This window comes from Kocuria oceani (assembly GCF_029524215.1).
GTDB lineage: Bacteria > Actinomycetota > Actinomycetes > Actinomycetales > Micrococcaceae > Kocuria > Kocuria oceani.
Genome location: NZ_JARAMH010000018.1, coordinates 19740 through 35497, shown reverse-complemented (window position 1 = coordinate 35497; position 15758 = coordinate 19740). Strand labels below are relative to the sequence as shown.

General features: G+C 67.1%; 11 protein-coding genes. 3 read left to right on the top strand and 8 right to left on the bottom strand.

The features are described 5' to 3' along the window. Positions 1–147: 147 nt before the first annotated feature. On the top strand, positions 148–1122 hold the full coding sequence (locus tag PU704_RS16420) for a DUF4238 domain-containing protein (RefSeq protein ID WP_277552050.1): 975 nt from the start codon (positions 148–150) through the stop codon (positions 1120–1122). A 30-nt stretch (positions 1123–1152) separates the two neighbouring features. Here the strand turns inward: PU704_RS16420 and mobF are convergent, their stop codons facing one another. Then, positions 1153–5670, bottom strand: a complete 4518-nt coding sequence (gene mobF / locus PU704_RS16415) for a MobF family relaxase (RefSeq protein ID WP_277552049.1) — start codon at positions 5668–5670, stop codon at positions 1153–1155. Positions 5671–6270: 600 nt separating this feature from the next. Between mobF and PU704_RS16410 the strand changes: the two genes are divergently transcribed. Beyond that, on the top strand, positions 6271–6609 hold the full coding sequence (locus PU704_RS16410) for a hypothetical protein (protein WP_277552048.1): 339 nt from the start codon (positions 6271–6273) through the stop codon (positions 6607–6609). A gap of 527 nt (positions 6610–7136) precedes the next feature. Here PU704_RS16410 and PU704_RS16405 read toward each other — a convergent pair. The 7 genes from PU704_RS16405 to PU704_RS16375 all read right to left on the bottom strand — a co-directional run bounded on the left by PU704_RS16405 (position 7137) and on the right by PU704_RS16375 (position 12200). Beyond that, on the bottom strand, positions 7137–7619 hold the full coding sequence (locus tag PU704_RS16405) for a regulatory protein RecX (RefSeq protein WP_277552047.1): 483 nt from the start codon (positions 7617–7619) through the stop codon (positions 7137–7139). Beyond that, positions 7600–7884: a hypothetical protein gene (locus tag PU704_RS16400; RefSeq protein WP_277552046.1), complete on the bottom strand. Its 285-nt coding sequence runs from the start codon at positions 7882–7884 to the stop codon at positions 7600–7602. Before PU704_RS16400 ends, PU704_RS16405 begins: the two co-directional genes overlap by 20 nt. 301 nt (positions 7885–8185) lie before the next feature. After that, positions 8186–8533, bottom strand: coding sequence for a ribbon-helix-helix domain-containing protein (locus PU704_RS16395; RefSeq protein ID WP_277552045.1), 348 nt, complete (start codon positions 8531–8533; stop codon positions 8186–8188). Positions 8534–8538: 5 nt separating this feature from the next. Next, a complete protein-coding gene (locus PU704_RS16390) occupies positions 8539–8736 on the bottom strand; it encodes a hypothetical protein (RefSeq protein WP_277552044.1) in 198 nt (65 codons plus the stop codon). A 518-nt stretch (positions 8737–9254) separates the two neighbouring features. Continuing rightward, on the bottom strand, positions 9255–10724 hold the full coding sequence (locus tag PU704_RS16385; protein WP_277552043.1) for a tyrosine-type recombinase/integrase: 1470 nt from the start codon (positions 10722–10724) through the stop codon (positions 9255–9257). Then, on the bottom strand, positions 10721–11080 hold the full coding sequence (locus PU704_RS16380) for a helix-turn-helix domain-containing protein (protein WP_101852278.1): 360 nt from the start codon (positions 11078–11080) through the stop codon (positions 10721–10723). The genes PU704_RS16385 and PU704_RS16380 overlap by 4 nt, the downstream gene beginning before the upstream one ends. Next, positions 11073–12200, bottom strand: a complete 1128-nt coding sequence (locus PU704_RS16375) for a tyrosine-type recombinase/integrase (protein ID WP_277552042.1) — start codon at positions 12198–12200, stop codon at positions 11073–11075. The genes PU704_RS16380 and PU704_RS16375 overlap by 8 nt, the downstream gene beginning before the upstream one ends. Positions 12201–12628: 428 nt before the next feature. On the opposite strand from PU704_RS16375, the gene PU704_RS16370 reads away from it, so the two are divergent. Further along, a complete protein-coding gene (locus PU704_RS16370; RefSeq protein WP_277552041.1) occupies positions 12629–15754 on the top strand; it encodes an AAA family ATPase in 3126 nt (1041 codons plus the stop codon). Positions 15755–15758: the final 4 nt, after the last annotated feature.

Here is a 15758-nt window from a genome sequence, read left to right as displayed (position 1 = left end):
CGGGGGGCAGGCCGCCATCCCTTCCCAGTAGGCGGCCTGCCCCCTCCCAAGGAACAGGCACTCGTGCGCTGTCCCACGGTGGCCGGGGTCCCTCCTTCTCAGGGATCCCGGCCACTGTCATGCCGGAGACCCTAGTACCTTTCAGATATGCCGCTGCACCACATCGTGCCCAAAATGATGCTTCGCCGCTTCGCCCAAAACGATAAAATGTTGCGAGTTGTATTGCGTGGGGACCTATCAAGAACCTTTAATCAATCGGTCGATAAGGCCGCTGCTGAAACCGGGTTTTACCACGTCCCCCGAGAAAGTGTTGATCCCGCAGTTCGGGATACCTACGATCCGGAAGGGATCGAGGAAGCTTTCTCAAAAGTAGAAACCGTAACGAGCCCCATTTTTTCCGCCTTGGCAAAAGGGGAAATGCCGGAAACAGGGGAAGAAAGGTATCACTTAGCCTTATTCGTCGCTTTGCAACATACACGCGGTTGGCGATTCAGAAAATCCTTAGTTGAAATGGTCAACCACTCCGCACACCATCACTTTGATCCTGAGGACAAGGATTTGCAAGATCGCTTTAAGGAGCAACTGCGTTCCCAAGGAAAACCGAACGATCTTGAAAAGGTCAAGGCACTCATTCGAGAGTGTAGAGATGCGCCTTGGAAGCTAAATGCCCCTAAGCAAAATCTCATCAAGTACTCCTTATCCCAGGTGGATGAAATGACACATTCATTGATGGGCCGATCACTTAGAATTTTTCGCTTTGAGGACACTCCATTATTGACGAGCGATGATGCCGTTGGTTTATGGGCGCCCGATAGGGCTGAACCGCGGTCTGCTGGCTGGGCGAATGCCAGGGGTATCTTTATGGCATTCGACAGGTATACAGCCCTGGGCTATATGTCCACCGGAAAAGAACACACCGGGTTTTCGAATCCATTTTGGGCTCGCCACATCAATCTTGCGATTGCGGATAGAGCAGAAAGACATATATACCACCACCCGGATGATGATCCACTGGCGAGCATTTCCATTCCTCCGCCTGCCAAGATCGAAACTATCTACGACGCGGCGACTTATTTGGAGGACGGGCGTGTGAAGCGTTCTGGCCGCCACGTATGGAGATAAATAAACAGCCCGCCTGTAGCTTGAATGACCCTAGAGGCTACGCCCTCCGTCGCGGCGGGCGCTGTCGGCAGCGCGTCGGGCTGATGCCGCCTTACTCTCCTGACGGCGGGCCTCCTGCTCGGGGCGTCGCGTGGTCGCGTATCGCTTGGCCAACTCGGCTTGCTTCTGCTCTATCCCGGCGGTGTGCTGGCGGCGGCTGGCGTCGTTCTGGGCGTTCTCGGACACGGTGGGCTCCTTCTGCTGAGCAGCCGGCGCGGGGGACGCCAGCTCCTGGGGGGCAGCTGCATTGGTGGTCAGGGTGGCCTGCTGTGCCTGGGCACGGTGCCTTGCCACTACGTGAGCAATCAACTCCTCCGTGGTCAGCACCCGCCGGGGTTCCTCGGTCACCGGAGACATGGCGGCCGTGGTGACGGCGGCCTCCCGTGCCTGCGGAGCCGGCAGGGGATCGGAGGCCTGTCCACGGGTGGCGCGCAGCGTCTCTACGGCCTCCTGTGCTTCGGCCGGGGTGGCGCGCACCCGCTCGGCCACGTGCGCCTCATCGGCAGCCTGGCGGATCTGCTCGGGCGTCTGGGGAGCGACGGTGGTGAGGGCGGAGTGCTTGTGCAGCGCGGTGACGCGAGCGATCAGCGCGGCCGCCACTGGGTCCTGGTGGTGGGCCTTGGGGATCAGCGCGGTCTCGTGTGCCCCGATGTTGTAGCGATTGCGGTACGCCTCGACCTCGGCCGCGACCTGGTGCCATTCGGCCACCTTGGCGGGCTTGGCCGGCACCGGCCCCAGTGCCGAGGCCCACTCCGGGCGGTTCTCGGCCAGCTCGGCCCCGCGCACCATGACGCGCTCCTGAATCCGGGTGCGTAGCCTCTCCAGCTGCTCCCGGTACTGCACCGGCACCTGCCGGTCGGTGATCAGTGGGGTGGGGGCCAGGTCCTCGCTCACCCGGCGCCCGTCCTCCACCGGGGCCGGTGCAGGGGTCTTAGCGGCCACCGCCCGCACCTGCTGCTCGGCGGCGATCGCCTCCCCGATCGACACTCCCGTGTCGGTGCGGGTGCGCTCTCCGCGGGCGATCTGCTCCACCGCCGCCTGTTCCGGGGACAGCCCGGCGCGGCGGTCTTGTTCGGCGCCCATCGTGCGGGCGGTCCAATCCAGGTGCAGCGATGTGGTGGACTCCCACAACTCCGGGGGCAGGGCCAGGTTCTCAGCCTCCGCGCTGGCCTTCGCCTCAGCCAGCTGCGCCGAAGGCATCCAGGCGTAGGGATGGGAAGCCCACCCCGGGTCCTCGACCTGGTGCAGGGTCTGAGCGGCGCGGGCACGCTCGGCCAGCCTCTCCAGGTGCTCGTCGGTGAGGTTGCCCAGGGGCCGGCGATCGGTGTTGTCGATGATCGCCCTCGCGGCCTCGATCTGGTGCTCCAGCCGCCACGCGAGCACCGCGGCCGGATCCTCCGCCCCACCAAAGCCCCGCTGATGCACTGCCCGGTTCAGGAGTTCGGCCGGGTCCATGCCGGCCTCTTGGGCCGTGTGCAGGTGGGTGGCTACCGCGCCCCACGCCTCGGTGCTGGTGAAGTCCGCAGCCTTGTCCGCGCCCATGACCTCCACGGCCATTGCGCGGGTCTTGGCCCTCCAGGCCGCGTCGGCGGTCTCGCGGTAGACCTCGCCCAGGGTAGCGACGTCACCGTTGCGCATGGCCTCGGCGGCCACCGTTTCGTGGGCGGAGAGGTTCCGGTCGTAGGCCCCGGCGATGGCCTCCAACACCTCATCCCGGGACTGTCCCTCGGCCAGGGCGACATAGAGCTGATTAGTCTCCCGTCCTCGGGTGGCGGCGACGTAGGCGGCGGCCCGGTCGGTGGCGGTGTCCACGATGGCGTGGGCGGTGTCCACGGTCGCGCCCTGGGCGCGGTGCACGGTGGCGGCGTAGCCGAGCTGGCCGTGCTGGGCCAGGTAGTCGGCGTGCAGGGTGATCTTGCCGCCGTGGCCGGTGTGCCGCAGCGTGGCGGCGTCCGCCCCGACCTTCTCCACGGTCCACACGTCGTTGTTCTTCACGAAGTCTTTGCCGCCGTTGAGCTGCAAGGTCCGGTCGTTGCGACGGGTCACCACGACGTCCCCGGTGTGGGCGGTGAGGCCGTCGCGCAGCACCACCGAGTCCCCCGACGCATCGAGCTGCCCGGTGGCGATCCGGGCGGCCTGAGCGCGGGCGTTCAGCTCGGTCACGGTGGTGTTGTCGGTGGCAATCAACAGGGACCGCTTCCCGGCCTCGGTATCGGTAATCCAGGCGCGCAGCGCGGTGTCGGTCATCGCCTCGGTGTCCCCGGCCACCACGCGGCGGTTCTCCAAATACCAAGCCCACGGGACGTCCGCCCCGGCCGCCGGCGGCTCGCGCAGCGCCAAGGAAGCGGCCGCCTCACCCTCGGTGCGGAAGCGGTGGACAGCACCCAGGCGGGTCGCCCCCACCTCGTTGTCCAGCAGTCGCAGCGCCCCACCGGAGCCGATCGCCCCGAGCTGGCGGTCATCCCCGATGGCGCGCACCACGGCCCCGTGCCGGGCCGCCACGCTCACGAGCTCGGCCAGCTTGGGCGTGGTGACCATGCCCACCTCATCGAGGATCACCACGTCCCCAGCGTGTAGCTGGGCCGCCCCGGTGCGCCCGGTGCGGTGAGCGATCAGGAAGGCGTCAATCGTGGTCGCCTGCGCCCCAATGTCCTCCGACATGACGGCAGCGGCAGCAGCCGTGGGGGCCAGGCCCACGACGTTGCCACCGGTCGCACGCACCGCATCGGCGGCCAGGGACAGGCTGGTGGTCTTGCCCGCACCGGCCGGGCCGATGCCCAGCGCCAGCAGCTTCTCATCCGTGGCGAAAGCACGGGCCAGGGCCACCTGCCCCTCGCTCAGCGGGCCGGTGTGGGCCGCCAGCACCTCCTCGAACCGCTCCGCCGACACGGCCGGAATGACAGTGCGCTGGGCCGCGGCGAGCACCTGGTGCTCGGTCTCCAGGACCTCCCGAGAGGTGTAAATGTGGGCGTCGGAGCGCACGAACTGGCTGGTGCCATCGGCGCGAGTGAACTCGGCCAGGTGCGGCACATCGGCGGTCGGGGTGACCGACAGGCTGTGTGTGGTGGTGGCCTCTCTGACGACTGCGGCCACCAGCTCATCGGGCACGGTGCGCCCGATCATGGCCTCTTTCAGGTGCCGGCGGGTCTGGGCGTGGACGTGGTTGACACTCCAGGTGGCCCGCTTCTGCGACAGCTCGTGGACGACCAGGCGGGCGTGCTCGGCCACGTCAATCTGGGTGGCATCGGGCCCGGTCGGCATCCCCGTTGCGGCCGCGCGCACGTGGGCCAACAGGTCGTCTCCGACCGGCATCTGTACCTGCTGCCCGTACTCCTCGCCCCACTGCTCGACCAGCTCCGACAGGCGCCGGGCGGACTTCTTCGCCGGGCGGGATTCCAGGGTGGCTTGCTGGGCCAGGGCGATCTTCTGCTTGGCATTGGGTGCATAGCCGTGGCGGTCGGTGAACTCCGCGTACAACCGATCAAGGGTCCCGGCAATGTCGGCCCGGCGGGAGGAAGCGTGGTGGATGGCGTCCAGGTCCACCCCGGCAATCTCATAGATCGGCTCGTCCCCACTGGCCATGCGCGGCACCGCAGCGACCCCCAGGGAGGCGGTGACCTTCTCCATCACCTTCGCGTTGTAGGTCTCCGAGGCGGCCACGTTCATCCGGTACAGGGTGCGCCCGTCCAGGGAGGACCACTTGCCGTCAGCGCCCAAGACCTTGTTGGCGATCACCACGTGATCGTGCAGCTGCGGGTCCCCGGTCCGGGAATCGTAGTGGCGGAACTGGGTAGCCACCAACCCGCCCTCGACGTCGATCTGCCGCACCCCGTTGCGGCCGCGCCGGGTGTAGGTACCCTCCTGCTCCAGGAAGCTCAGGGTCTCCGCGATGGCCTCGTTGTGCGCCGTCTCAACGGCCTTGCGGGCCTCGTCGCCGCCCAGGGCCCAGAGCAGGGAGATCGACTTAGCGGGGGAGAACACCAGGTCATATCCGGCCACGGTCTGCTGCTTCGGGGTCGTCTGGGCCGTGATGAACCGGCCCAGCTCCTCCTTGTTCCGCACGTCGCGCCCGTGCGTCTCACGGAACAGCTGGCCACCGACGCGACCGCGAATGGCTTGGCGTTCCTCACGGGTCGGGGCCGCCCCGGTGGTGCGTTCGTGCCGGGCGATCTCCTCCTCCAGACGCCGGGTCAGCTCCGTGTCAGCACTGGCATAGCGGTGGTACTTCTGGCCCAGAGCCACGTCCGCCTCGGTGCCGCCGGCGGCCAGAATACGGTCCGCATCCGGGCGGATGCCCTCCCCAAAAAGGGCCGCCATCTGCGCCTCGGTGACCTCCCCGGAGACCCCCAACAGCGCCTGGGAGTGGGCGACCCACTGCCCCGGGGGCATGCCCTCGACGGTGTAGTAGTCGCCCAGCTCGCGGCCCTCCGCACGTAGCTCATCGGCGGAGGCGACCTCGGACGTGTAGTAGTCATAGCCGTCCCCAGCGCTGAGCTTGTGGACGGTCATCACAGAAGCAATCTATCGCGTTTTCATCCTTATTTATCAATGATGCATGAGGTGTGACGTCTTGATAGGGCGTGGAGGGCCGATGCGAGCAAGCGAGTCATCGGGCCGGAACGACCCAGACTGTCCGTCACGGAAGTGACGCGGTTGTGCCCACGAGACCTGGAGTGTGGGCAGGTGATGCCCCTGAGTAGTGCGAGGAACGAGGACAGACAAAGTTGCATCAGCTGTCCACACTCCCGGTCGACTGGGTGCAAGCGGGCCAGGTTGTCCACGCGCGCAGTTTCGGGTGGACAACCTGCACGAGGTTTCGCGGGCGGGGTGTGGGTCCGGTGGAGAGACCGGAGGATGAATCTCGGAAGCGGTCCACAGCCCCCGCGAAAGCTCACAGCACTGCCGCCCGGTGGGCGTCCTTTCCCGCTGCGCGGGCCCCGCCGGCGGCGGGGCCCGCGCGATGAAGGCGGGTCAAGACCGTCGGGGAGGTGGTGGTGTTCAATGGAAGGGAATGGTGTTGGTCGATGTGAAGGAGATGGAATGGCCCCGCGGAAGAGTGCGACTAGGACTGAGGCGCGGGAGCGGGCCCGTAAGGCGGCCGCGGAGTCGATGGCCCGGGAGCAGCGGTTGTTGGAGCTGGGGGAGGAGTTCTTCCTCGCTCAGGGTGAGGCCGAGCAGATCCTGGAGACGGCCGAGCAGCGCATCGCGGAGATCCGCGCCAAGGCCGCCCACGATGCTGTCCAGGCCCAAGAAGCCCAGGCCCGCGTGGTGGTCGGCATGAAGGGTGAGCGGGTCGCGGTGGCCGAGATCGCCCAACGGCTGGAGCTGTCGGTTGCTGAGGTCCGTGGCCTGTTGAAGGACACCAGCGGCGACACCTCGCCCCGCGCCGCCGATGACGCATCCGAAGACCGTGAGGGCGCCCATGAGGACAAGCGGGCCGCAGCATGAGAGACAGTCAACGCAGCGGTGTCCCCGTCCGGCGGAGCACAGGAAGTGCTCCCTTGGCCGAGAGTCGGATTGCCGATCCGCGGTTGAACCGGGCCGAGATCCAGCACCGCTGCGAAGCCTGCGGCCACGATGAGGACACCAAGGAATTCTGGTACGGCACCCTCCTGCTCTTCCAAGCGCGGGACCGAGCACTTGACCCCCATCGGCCCGCTGGGGGAGTGGAGACCATTGTCGGCCCGACGAGTCTTCCCGGACTGAGCCCGGCGGGGCTTTGGCCCCACGGGGCGGCAGAGCGCTACCTCGCCGAGCTGGGCTACCAGCGCACCGGTCCATGGACCGCCAACGGCCCCGCCGGTGAAGACGATCCCCACCACTGCATGAGCACCGCCCCGATCGAAGTGCTTCCCACAGCGGGACCGTGACCCCTGCCCGGACACCAGGCGTCTCACCACCACAGCGTCGGCCACCGTGGACGCCGAGCATGCCCAGGCCCACCCCTGAACAGACGATGAGCGCCCAGGCATCGCTTAGAACAAGGTGGGGTGATCGGGGTCGATGCCGTGCACGAGCTCGCGCACCACGTCCTCGTCCCACCCGTGGGTCTTGAGCTCCTCGCGCAGCTGCCGAGATCGGGCCGAGCGCTCCGCCCTGGACAGCCGGCGCCACCGCGCCGCGGTGGCCGAGGGCATCCGTCCCTTCATCGCCCGGTCGGCCATGTTCTCCGAGGCGGTGCCCAGCAACAGGTGCGTGGACGGCTCCAGGGAGGCGTGCACGCACAACGGGACATCGCACCAGTGCAGGGCGGTCAACCCCTCGATGGCGGTCAGGCCGCCGTGGACGGTGGCCAGGGAGAAGCGGTGGGCGGCGACGGCTCGTTGACCGTTAGGGGTGGGCAGCCAGAAGCGGCCGTAGCCGTCATCGCTGATCGCCCCGAGCCACAGCCAGCACGAATCGGGTTCCGGGCCTTTCAGGACGTGGGAGTTGAATCGCTCAACGTCCGAGGAACGCACGGCGGGCCTCCACTGTGTGGACCAGCACCAGTAGCAGTGCTGTGATTACGGCACCGACTCCGATCGCTGTCCAGGTGTAGTCGTTGGCGCCGACCACAGCCCAGACCATGAACAGGTACGGGGTGATGGCCACGGTCCCGGCCAAGCGGTGCCGCAGCGCCGAAGGCATCGGGATGATGCGCAGGACCCAGTGCGCCAGGCCATGACCGATGCGGTAGTACAGGCGCACCCACCACAACAGATACGGGATCAAGATGCGCGGCATCGGGCCTCCTCTTCGGCCGGCGCGCAACCCATGGCCTCGTTGACCTCGACGTCTCCGACGTCCATCTCGCCCCCGGGCAGAGGCTGCAACAGCACTTCGAGGTCCTGGGAAGTGGGGGACACCCGCGCGTAGCCAATGAGCCGGCCGGGTCGATTCGATTCGGCCGCCGCATGAGCTTTCGAGTCATCGCGCTTCGATTCCTCGATGTCGAGTCGGGGATGGGAGAACTGTGGTCGGCCCTGACGGGTGGGCCGGCCACGGTGGTCACCGAGTCCACGCCAACCGGTGGGAACCACCCCCACTACCGGCTACTCGCCGCCTGCGCCCCTTCCTCGGAACGTACGTAGGCGATCAGCGCCTCACGCACGATCTCGGACTCCTTGCGGTGTTGGTCTTGCGCGATCTGGTGCAACCGGTCCTTCAAAGCCTGTGGGACGCGGGCGCGGACCACCGGGGACTTCCCCTCCCCACCCAGAGCGGGCCGGCCCACCGCGATACGAGTGGCCTCCTGAACCGTCTCGGTTCCGGTGGCGCCCAGCAGGGCGGCTCGGGCCGCCTCGGCCGCCTCCGGCCCACGCCGGACGGTGCCCGGCTTCACACCCAGACCTCCGCGCTCGGCGCGGCGAGCCAGCTCGTCGTAATCACCCATCAGGGTCACTCTCCTTCATAGAGCAGATACCGGTACAGATCAGTGAGTTCCATCGCGTGGAAGATCACCAGGTCCCGCGGTGGGCGGTGGACGGCAATGACCTCGAGGTAACGCTCCGTCTGCCCATGCGGGTGACCCACGTAGACGACCGTCACCTCACCGGGGTGCCCCTCGACCTCCGCGCTGACCTCGGCGTGCGCCATGGCATACAGGGCATCTTGCCTGGTGATGCCGTGTCTACTGGCACTGTGGGTCCACTCAACTCCCATCCCCATATTGTAGCACCCAATGCGGCTACAAAATGGGTCGGAGGGGCGAGAGGACCAGTAAATGCAGGGGCTCCCGGAGGCCAAATCGGTTGCGAGGCGCTGCGGGAGGACGAGCAGGACGCCGCCGGCGAAGCCTCAGGGCGTCGATTCGAGGATCTGGATGACACGGAGGACCGCGATGCACTCGGCACAAGCGACCGAGGACGCGGCGGCGGGGCATCCAGCAGAGGCACCGTACGCGCGAATCTCTCATTAAACGAGAGTTCTTCATGCTGGCCTGCGTGGACGACGCCGGCCTCACGAGCTCGACGACCCATCCCATCCGCCGTGCACCCTGTCACCGCTTGGACAGACGTCCGTAGGCAGGGTGGGACGAGTTCTCGCATCTACTTCTACTCGTCCTACTTAACCGGTAGGCACGGATGTTGATGAGGCGGGAGTTGGCGACGTCGTTAGCGTTCTCGGGGCTTCTGGCGTACGGCGATGTAGCGGGCGTAGGTGCTGGCCGCATTGGTCGCGTGACGTTCGATGGTGCTCGGGTGGTAGCCGAGGATCTCGGCGAGGACCGGGATGGGGCTGAGCTTGGTGAGCTCCTCGAGGGTGCCCAGGCGGGCGGCCCGGGGCGCGCACACGGTCTTCAGTCGTCGCCGCAGGTGGCTCGCGTCGATGTGCTGGCCAGGGGAGTGACCCCTGAAGATCCACGGGCTGTGGGGGTGCGCGGCGGTCCGGTCCTGGCCGGGATCGGTGACCAGCTGGCGTAGCGGTTCGTCCAGCGGTGGCGGAAGCTCGACGGGATGGGCCCCGATGGTGATGGTGACCCGGTCGTCATCGACGGTGACCTGGCCCCAGGTCAGGCGGACGACGTCTTCGACCTGTTGGGCCAGCACCAGGACGAGGATGGCGGCGAGGCGGTCTCTGGGGCTGAGCTCCTCGCGGTCGACGACCCGTGCCAGGGCGCGGGCCTGCTCGGGGTGTGAGAGGCGCACTGCGGTGCCGCGCCGGTGGGGTTGCATGCGCAGGCGCGAGTCCACCAGACGAGCGTTGATCGCCCAGCCCAGGAAACGGTCGGCCAGTTCTCGGGTGGCGGGCCCTCCGGCTTGCCAGGCGTCGAGCTCGGCCTGAGTGAGCCGTCTCAGGGTGGTGTCCCGGCTGGTGAGCCAGGTCAGGAAGTCGATGGCCACGGTGGTGGTCTGTTTGGCGGTGAGGAAGGCGCCGTGGGTGGTCTTCCCGTCGGTGGTGGTCATCCGCCGGGCCTGGTCCCAGCGGATGAAGCGTCGTAGGGCCTCGCGGTGCTCCCCGGCGGGCAGGCGCTGGATGGCGTCCTGGCTCCAGGCGGTGAACCGGGCCAGCTGCTCGTCCCGGGCCGGCAGCCCGCCGTGGGTCACTAGCAGGGCCCGCACGTAGTCGCGGGTCCGGGTGGGCGGCAGCGCGTCGAGGGCGTCGTGGCTGATGGTCGCAGTGGTGGCCAGGTCGGTGAGGAAAGCGGTGACGTGGGGTTGGTTGAGCCAGGTCAACCCGCTGTTGGGGCGGGTCATCGCTTTCAGCGCGGTGGCCACCGGGGTCAAGGACGGGTGCATTTGCTGGGTGTGCGGGTTGGTGAGCAGCCGGTCGACGGTGGCGGCCAGCACGCAGGACCAGCACTGGCCGTGTGAGTGCAGCTCGGTCTCAGCGCCGCAGGTGCGGCAGTCGAGGTTCAGCGTGATCCCGGCGCAGTTTCGGCAGGCCGGTCGCCCGTCGAGCCGGCCGGGCAGCACGCCGGTGTGGCCGCAGGCGCAGGTGCCGGTGGTGCGCTTGGCGGCCTGGTAGCAGTACCGGCACACGGGTCCGTCGGGCCAGTGGGCGGCGATCTCGTGGTGGCCCTGGCACCGGGTGCACGGGATCGGCCAGGTCTTCGGGTCGCTGGGTGGGCGGGGCCTACTCACGAGGACTCGTCGGTCTCCTCGGGCACCAGATGGATCCGGCGGGCCATCGGCTGTCCCGGGTCAACGCCGATGTCCTCCGGCCGGGTCGGGGCGTTGGCGGTGGCCGCGGCACGCAGCTCGACGTAGGGCTCGAAGAGGTCGTTGGGGGAGCAGTCCAGGATGTCGCACAGTGCCGCCAGGGTGTGCGCCGGAATGCGTTCAGGGGTGCCGGTCACCAGCCGGTAGACCTGGCTCTCCGACAGGGTGATCCCGCGGGCGCGCAGCAGCGGCAGCAGTTCGGTGCTCTTCCACAGGTTGCGTCCGGCCATCACGGTGCGCAGGTGCCAGCGGTAGCCGATGCGGCGCTGTTCAGGCATCAGGAACCTCCTCGAGTCCGGTGGCCAGGCGGGCGGCGATCATCTGCTGGATGGTCCTCTGCTTGAAGTCCGAGGAGACCGAGGTGTACAGCCCGGTGGTCGAGGCGTGGGCGTGGCCGACCTGGGTCTGCACGAACGCCGGGTCGTAGCCGGCCTCGATCAGGTGCGTGACGTAGGAGTGGCGCAGGCAGTGCAGGCCCAGTTCCTTCGGCAGCCCGACCTCCTCGCGAAGCTGCGCGAAGGCGTCCCCGAGACTGCCCAGGCGCAGCCGGCCGCCGCGTTCACTGGGCCACAGCGCGCCGGATGTGTCAGCTGTCGGGAACCGGGCCCGCCCGCCGGGGCCGGTCCAGAACCGCAGCAGGCCCACCACCCAGTCGAACTCCGGGACGGTGAGCACGGTGCGCCGGCGCGGTCCCGACCCGGTGGTGCCCTTGGCCCAGCGCACCTGCACCGCACCGAAGCCCCCGTAGGCGGGCACGTGCGGATTGGGCCCGAAGTCGCCCATCTCGAGCATCGTCAGCTCCCGGCGCCGCAACCCGTAGGCATAGGCGACCTTGAACGCGATCGAGTCCCGCAGGGCCGGCAACCAGCGCTTGCTCCCGGCGGCGTGCTCACGGTCGATGTGGTCGTCGAGATGGTCGAAGAGCCGCTGCAGCTCGGCCCGGGTGAACGCCCGGCGCCCCGGTGTGACGGCGTCATCAGCCGTGTGCCGGGGCGTGTTCCACTCGAAGACCACCTGGGCGGGCACGTCCCCGAACGCCTGCTGGCAGAAGGGCGCCCATCCGTAGACCGGGGTCGTGAGGTAGGTGCAGAACGCCGCGACCGCGCTGGCGTCCGCGCGCAAGGTCGTGAGACTGATCGGTCTGGGACCGGAGCGCCGCTGCGCCTGGAAGTCCTCCAGATCACCCGGACCCCATTGCCAGGGGAACGTGGCGGTGAAGCGCTGAAACCGGGTCACGACACCGCACCGGGCCTTGATCGTCGCCGGGGTCAGCCCGCGGGCCAGCATCTGCGCCCGCCACCCGTCCAGCATCGCCTCGAACACCCGCTCGTCGGCGCGGAACAACCTCACACCGGCGTCGGTCAGGACGGCAGGGACCTGGCCAGGTACAGCGTCCATCCGAATCCCACCTCACCGTGGAATCGTGCATCTGATGCAGGAAATCTACGCTCACTAGCACCGCGGCAACACCCCGGTGATCCATTCGACGTCCGGCACCGTCCCATCGCCCGCGGGATGCCGCGGAACCGGGGCGAAATCGGCCGAACGGGAGTCACACCAGATGCAAGAACTCCCGTGGGTCAAAGCGCCGATAATTGTCCTTATGTAAAGTCATTAGGACAAAGTGCCCTGGTACTCGTCGTCCGCGGGCCAAGCAGAAGCTGCACAGCGTCGCCCTCAAACTTCCGCCGCACCCACGCCACGGGCAAGCCAAATTAGAAGTCACTAGGTCGTAGGCCCGTTCCCCTTCCCCGTGAGCCCAGAGCCGCGTAGCTGACTCATCGGCATAACATGAAGGTGCATGTATCTAGGAAGGAAGTGGCCGGGTGTTGACTGGCGTGGAATCAGGACTTGTCCTTACCCAGGAGTTCCAGGATGCACTGTCCCGGTTGGAACGAGGCGATCACCTCTTCTTGACCGGTAAGGCCGGGACGGGTAAGTCCACGCTGGTACGGCAGTTCTTGGCCACTACGAACCGCAACGTGGTCGTGGCCGCTCCTACGGGGATTGCCGCCCTCAATGTCGAGGGTTACACCATCCACCGCTTGTTCTCCTTCCGACAGGGCACCACCGCGGAGTACGTCCGCAGCAGTGATTACTACCCGGGTCGGTTCGCGAAGACGCTCAAGAAACTCGACACTCTGATCATCGATGAGGCCTCGATGGTCCGGGCTGACCTGTTCGACTGCCTGGCCATCGCCCTGGAGCAATTTGGCCCACGCCCGGGGAAACGGTTTGGTGGGGTCCAGCTGGTGTTGGTCGGTGACCTATACCAACTTCCGCCCGTGGTCACCGACGGTGAGCGGGAGCATTTCGGTACCCGATACGACTCGCCGTACTTCTTCTCGGCCGATCACTACGACACCCATGCCTTCCCGATGGTGGAGCTGACCACGGTCTTCCGCCAGGTCGGTGATACCCGGCTGGTCGAGATCCTCAACGCCGTACGTGAAGGCGCGTTGTTGGAGGACGATCGGGCCGAGCTCAACACCCGCACCGACCCCTCTTTCCGTCCCCCGCTTGAACAATTCTGGTTGACATTGACGACCACCAACCGGATGGCCACCGCGCGCAATCGCGAGATGCTCGAGCAGATCGATGAGCCCTCCACACGGCACCCGGGCCAGACGGTGGGAGAGCTGGACGGATTCGATCTGCCGGCCGAAAAAGAGCTCGTGTTCAAGACCGGGGCTCAGATCATGATGCTCACCAACGACCCCCAGGACCGGTGGGTCAACGGGACCCTCGCCCGGGTCGCGGGTCACCGGGTCAAGGACGGGGAGCAGCGCGTCACGGTCGAACTGCCCCGCGGCGAAACGGTCGAAATCGGCCCGTACACCTGGGAGGTCACCCGTCCCGTCGTCGAGGCCGGTGCGCTGCGGCACGAGGTGGTCGGGACCTACACCCAGTTGCCGTTCCGGCTGGCCTGGGCCATCACCATCCACAAGAGTCAGGGGCAGACCCTGGAGCGCGTGGTGGTCGACCTGTCCGGGGGCACCTTCGCCGACGGCCAGCTCTATGTGGCCTTGAGCCGGTGCACCTCCCTGGACGGGCTGGTGCTGCGCCGCGATGTGGCGCCGAAGGACCTGATGGTCGACCAGCGGATCCGCCGCTTCCTGCGTTCCAAAGGCACCCAGACCACCTCCCTCGGCACTGCTTACCTGGGCCTGTGCACCGTCGGAGATGAGGGCGATCGGTGGCGGCCGCGCCCGGCCGAGATCGCTCTGGTCACCGACGACGGGATAGAGCTCACCACACTGGTCAACCCCACCCGCGACATGGGCGAAGCCCGGTCGCAATACGGCATCACCGCCGGTGACGTGCAGCTGGCCCCGCTGCTCACCGAAGCCTGGGCCGCCCTGGCACCCCACCTGAGCGGGCGGACCCCAGTGGGCGTCAACATCGACCGGGGCCTCGGGTACCTCGACTTCGAGCTCAAACGCAACGGCTACGTCGTGCAGATGCCGATCGGCACGAACATCGATGAAAACCGACTCGACGCCCGTGACAGGAAACGGCTCGAGGCGCCCACCGCCCTGGAACGCGCCCACGCAGTCCGAGACATCGCCGCAAAACTTAAACCCAGCGACGCCTTCGCCGATGTCTTCCCCAACCCCACGAGTCACACCGGTTACTTGATGCCTCGTCCCAACGGCCGCACGACCTTTCTCGTCGGCGGCCAGATGCCACCGTCGTCGACCCCAGGCGAGGTGCTGGCACAGAAGCTACAGGCAGCTTCACGCCGTGCACGGCTGGACCCACAGGCCCAAGACCTCGCCCGAGCGGTATCAGCAACCACCGGGACACCAGTCCTTGATGAGACCTACACCGAGGACGGCCGACACGACATCGAGCAAGTCATGGTGGCCGGAGCCCGCGTCTGCTTCACTGGCTCCGTCCGGGACGGCCGAGGACGCATTCTGTCGCGGGAGGACCTGAAAGAGTTGGCGACCGGGCGCGGGCTCAAGCCGGTCGACACCGTCACCAAGACCAAGTGCGAAGTCCTCATCTCAGCCGAAGCTGGATCCCAGTCGGGCAAGGCCCAGAAGGCCACCCAGTGGGGCAAGCCAGTCTTCACGGCCGAAGAGTTCATGGCCTGGGCCGAGGGAAAGAAGCCAAACACTTCTTCAGAGGCCGAGAAGCGTTCCCTTCCGGAAGTGGAAATAACCCACGTCCTAGGGAGCCCTGCCGGGCCTACCCCGGTAACGCCCTCGCATCGACCAAAGCGGCTTCTGAGGGCCAGGACAACGACGCCGGCCACGAGAACCACGCTTAAGCCCACAAGGGCCTTCAGCCAGCCGACGACACCATCGGTTCCTCCGATGCCAGAGAAGCCAACCATCCAGCCGGTCGCGCCACCGCAAGCAGAGCCGGCCAGGAACATGGAGCCGGTTCCGGCGCCGGTGCAAGCTCCTCTGCCCGAGGCACCGAAGGCGCAGAAGCCGGCTGCTCTGCCCGAAGCAGGCCCATCACCAGTAACAGCACCCTTCCAGGCACCGGTGACGGTCCCCGTACCGAAGCAATGGGCTCCACCGTCTGGGCCCGGGACACACAACGAGAGCTCCAGATCGCCGCGTCCAATGGAGTCGGCGCCGACCTCTCCGAAGGCACCCGCGCCAACCCAGTACACCCGCGGCGGAGGGGCACCGATGTCACCCCATCCACAGACCGTCGCGCACCGTCAGCCGTATCCGCCGGCACCCAATCCACCTGCTCAGATGCCAACTCTCAAAAAGCCCTCGGAAGGTCAGCAGAAGTTCCACCTCATCATGGGCGCGGTCTTCCTTTTCCTGACCGTGGGCATGTTCATCTTCGCGGTGATCGGCGCGATCATCCTTCCGGACTCCGTGATCTGGGTCGCACCAGTTGCCCTGGCCTGGCTGGCCGCGCTCATCCAGATCCCCGTATGGATCATCTGGAGCATCAAACGGAATCGTCGTCAACGCCGCTAACCGA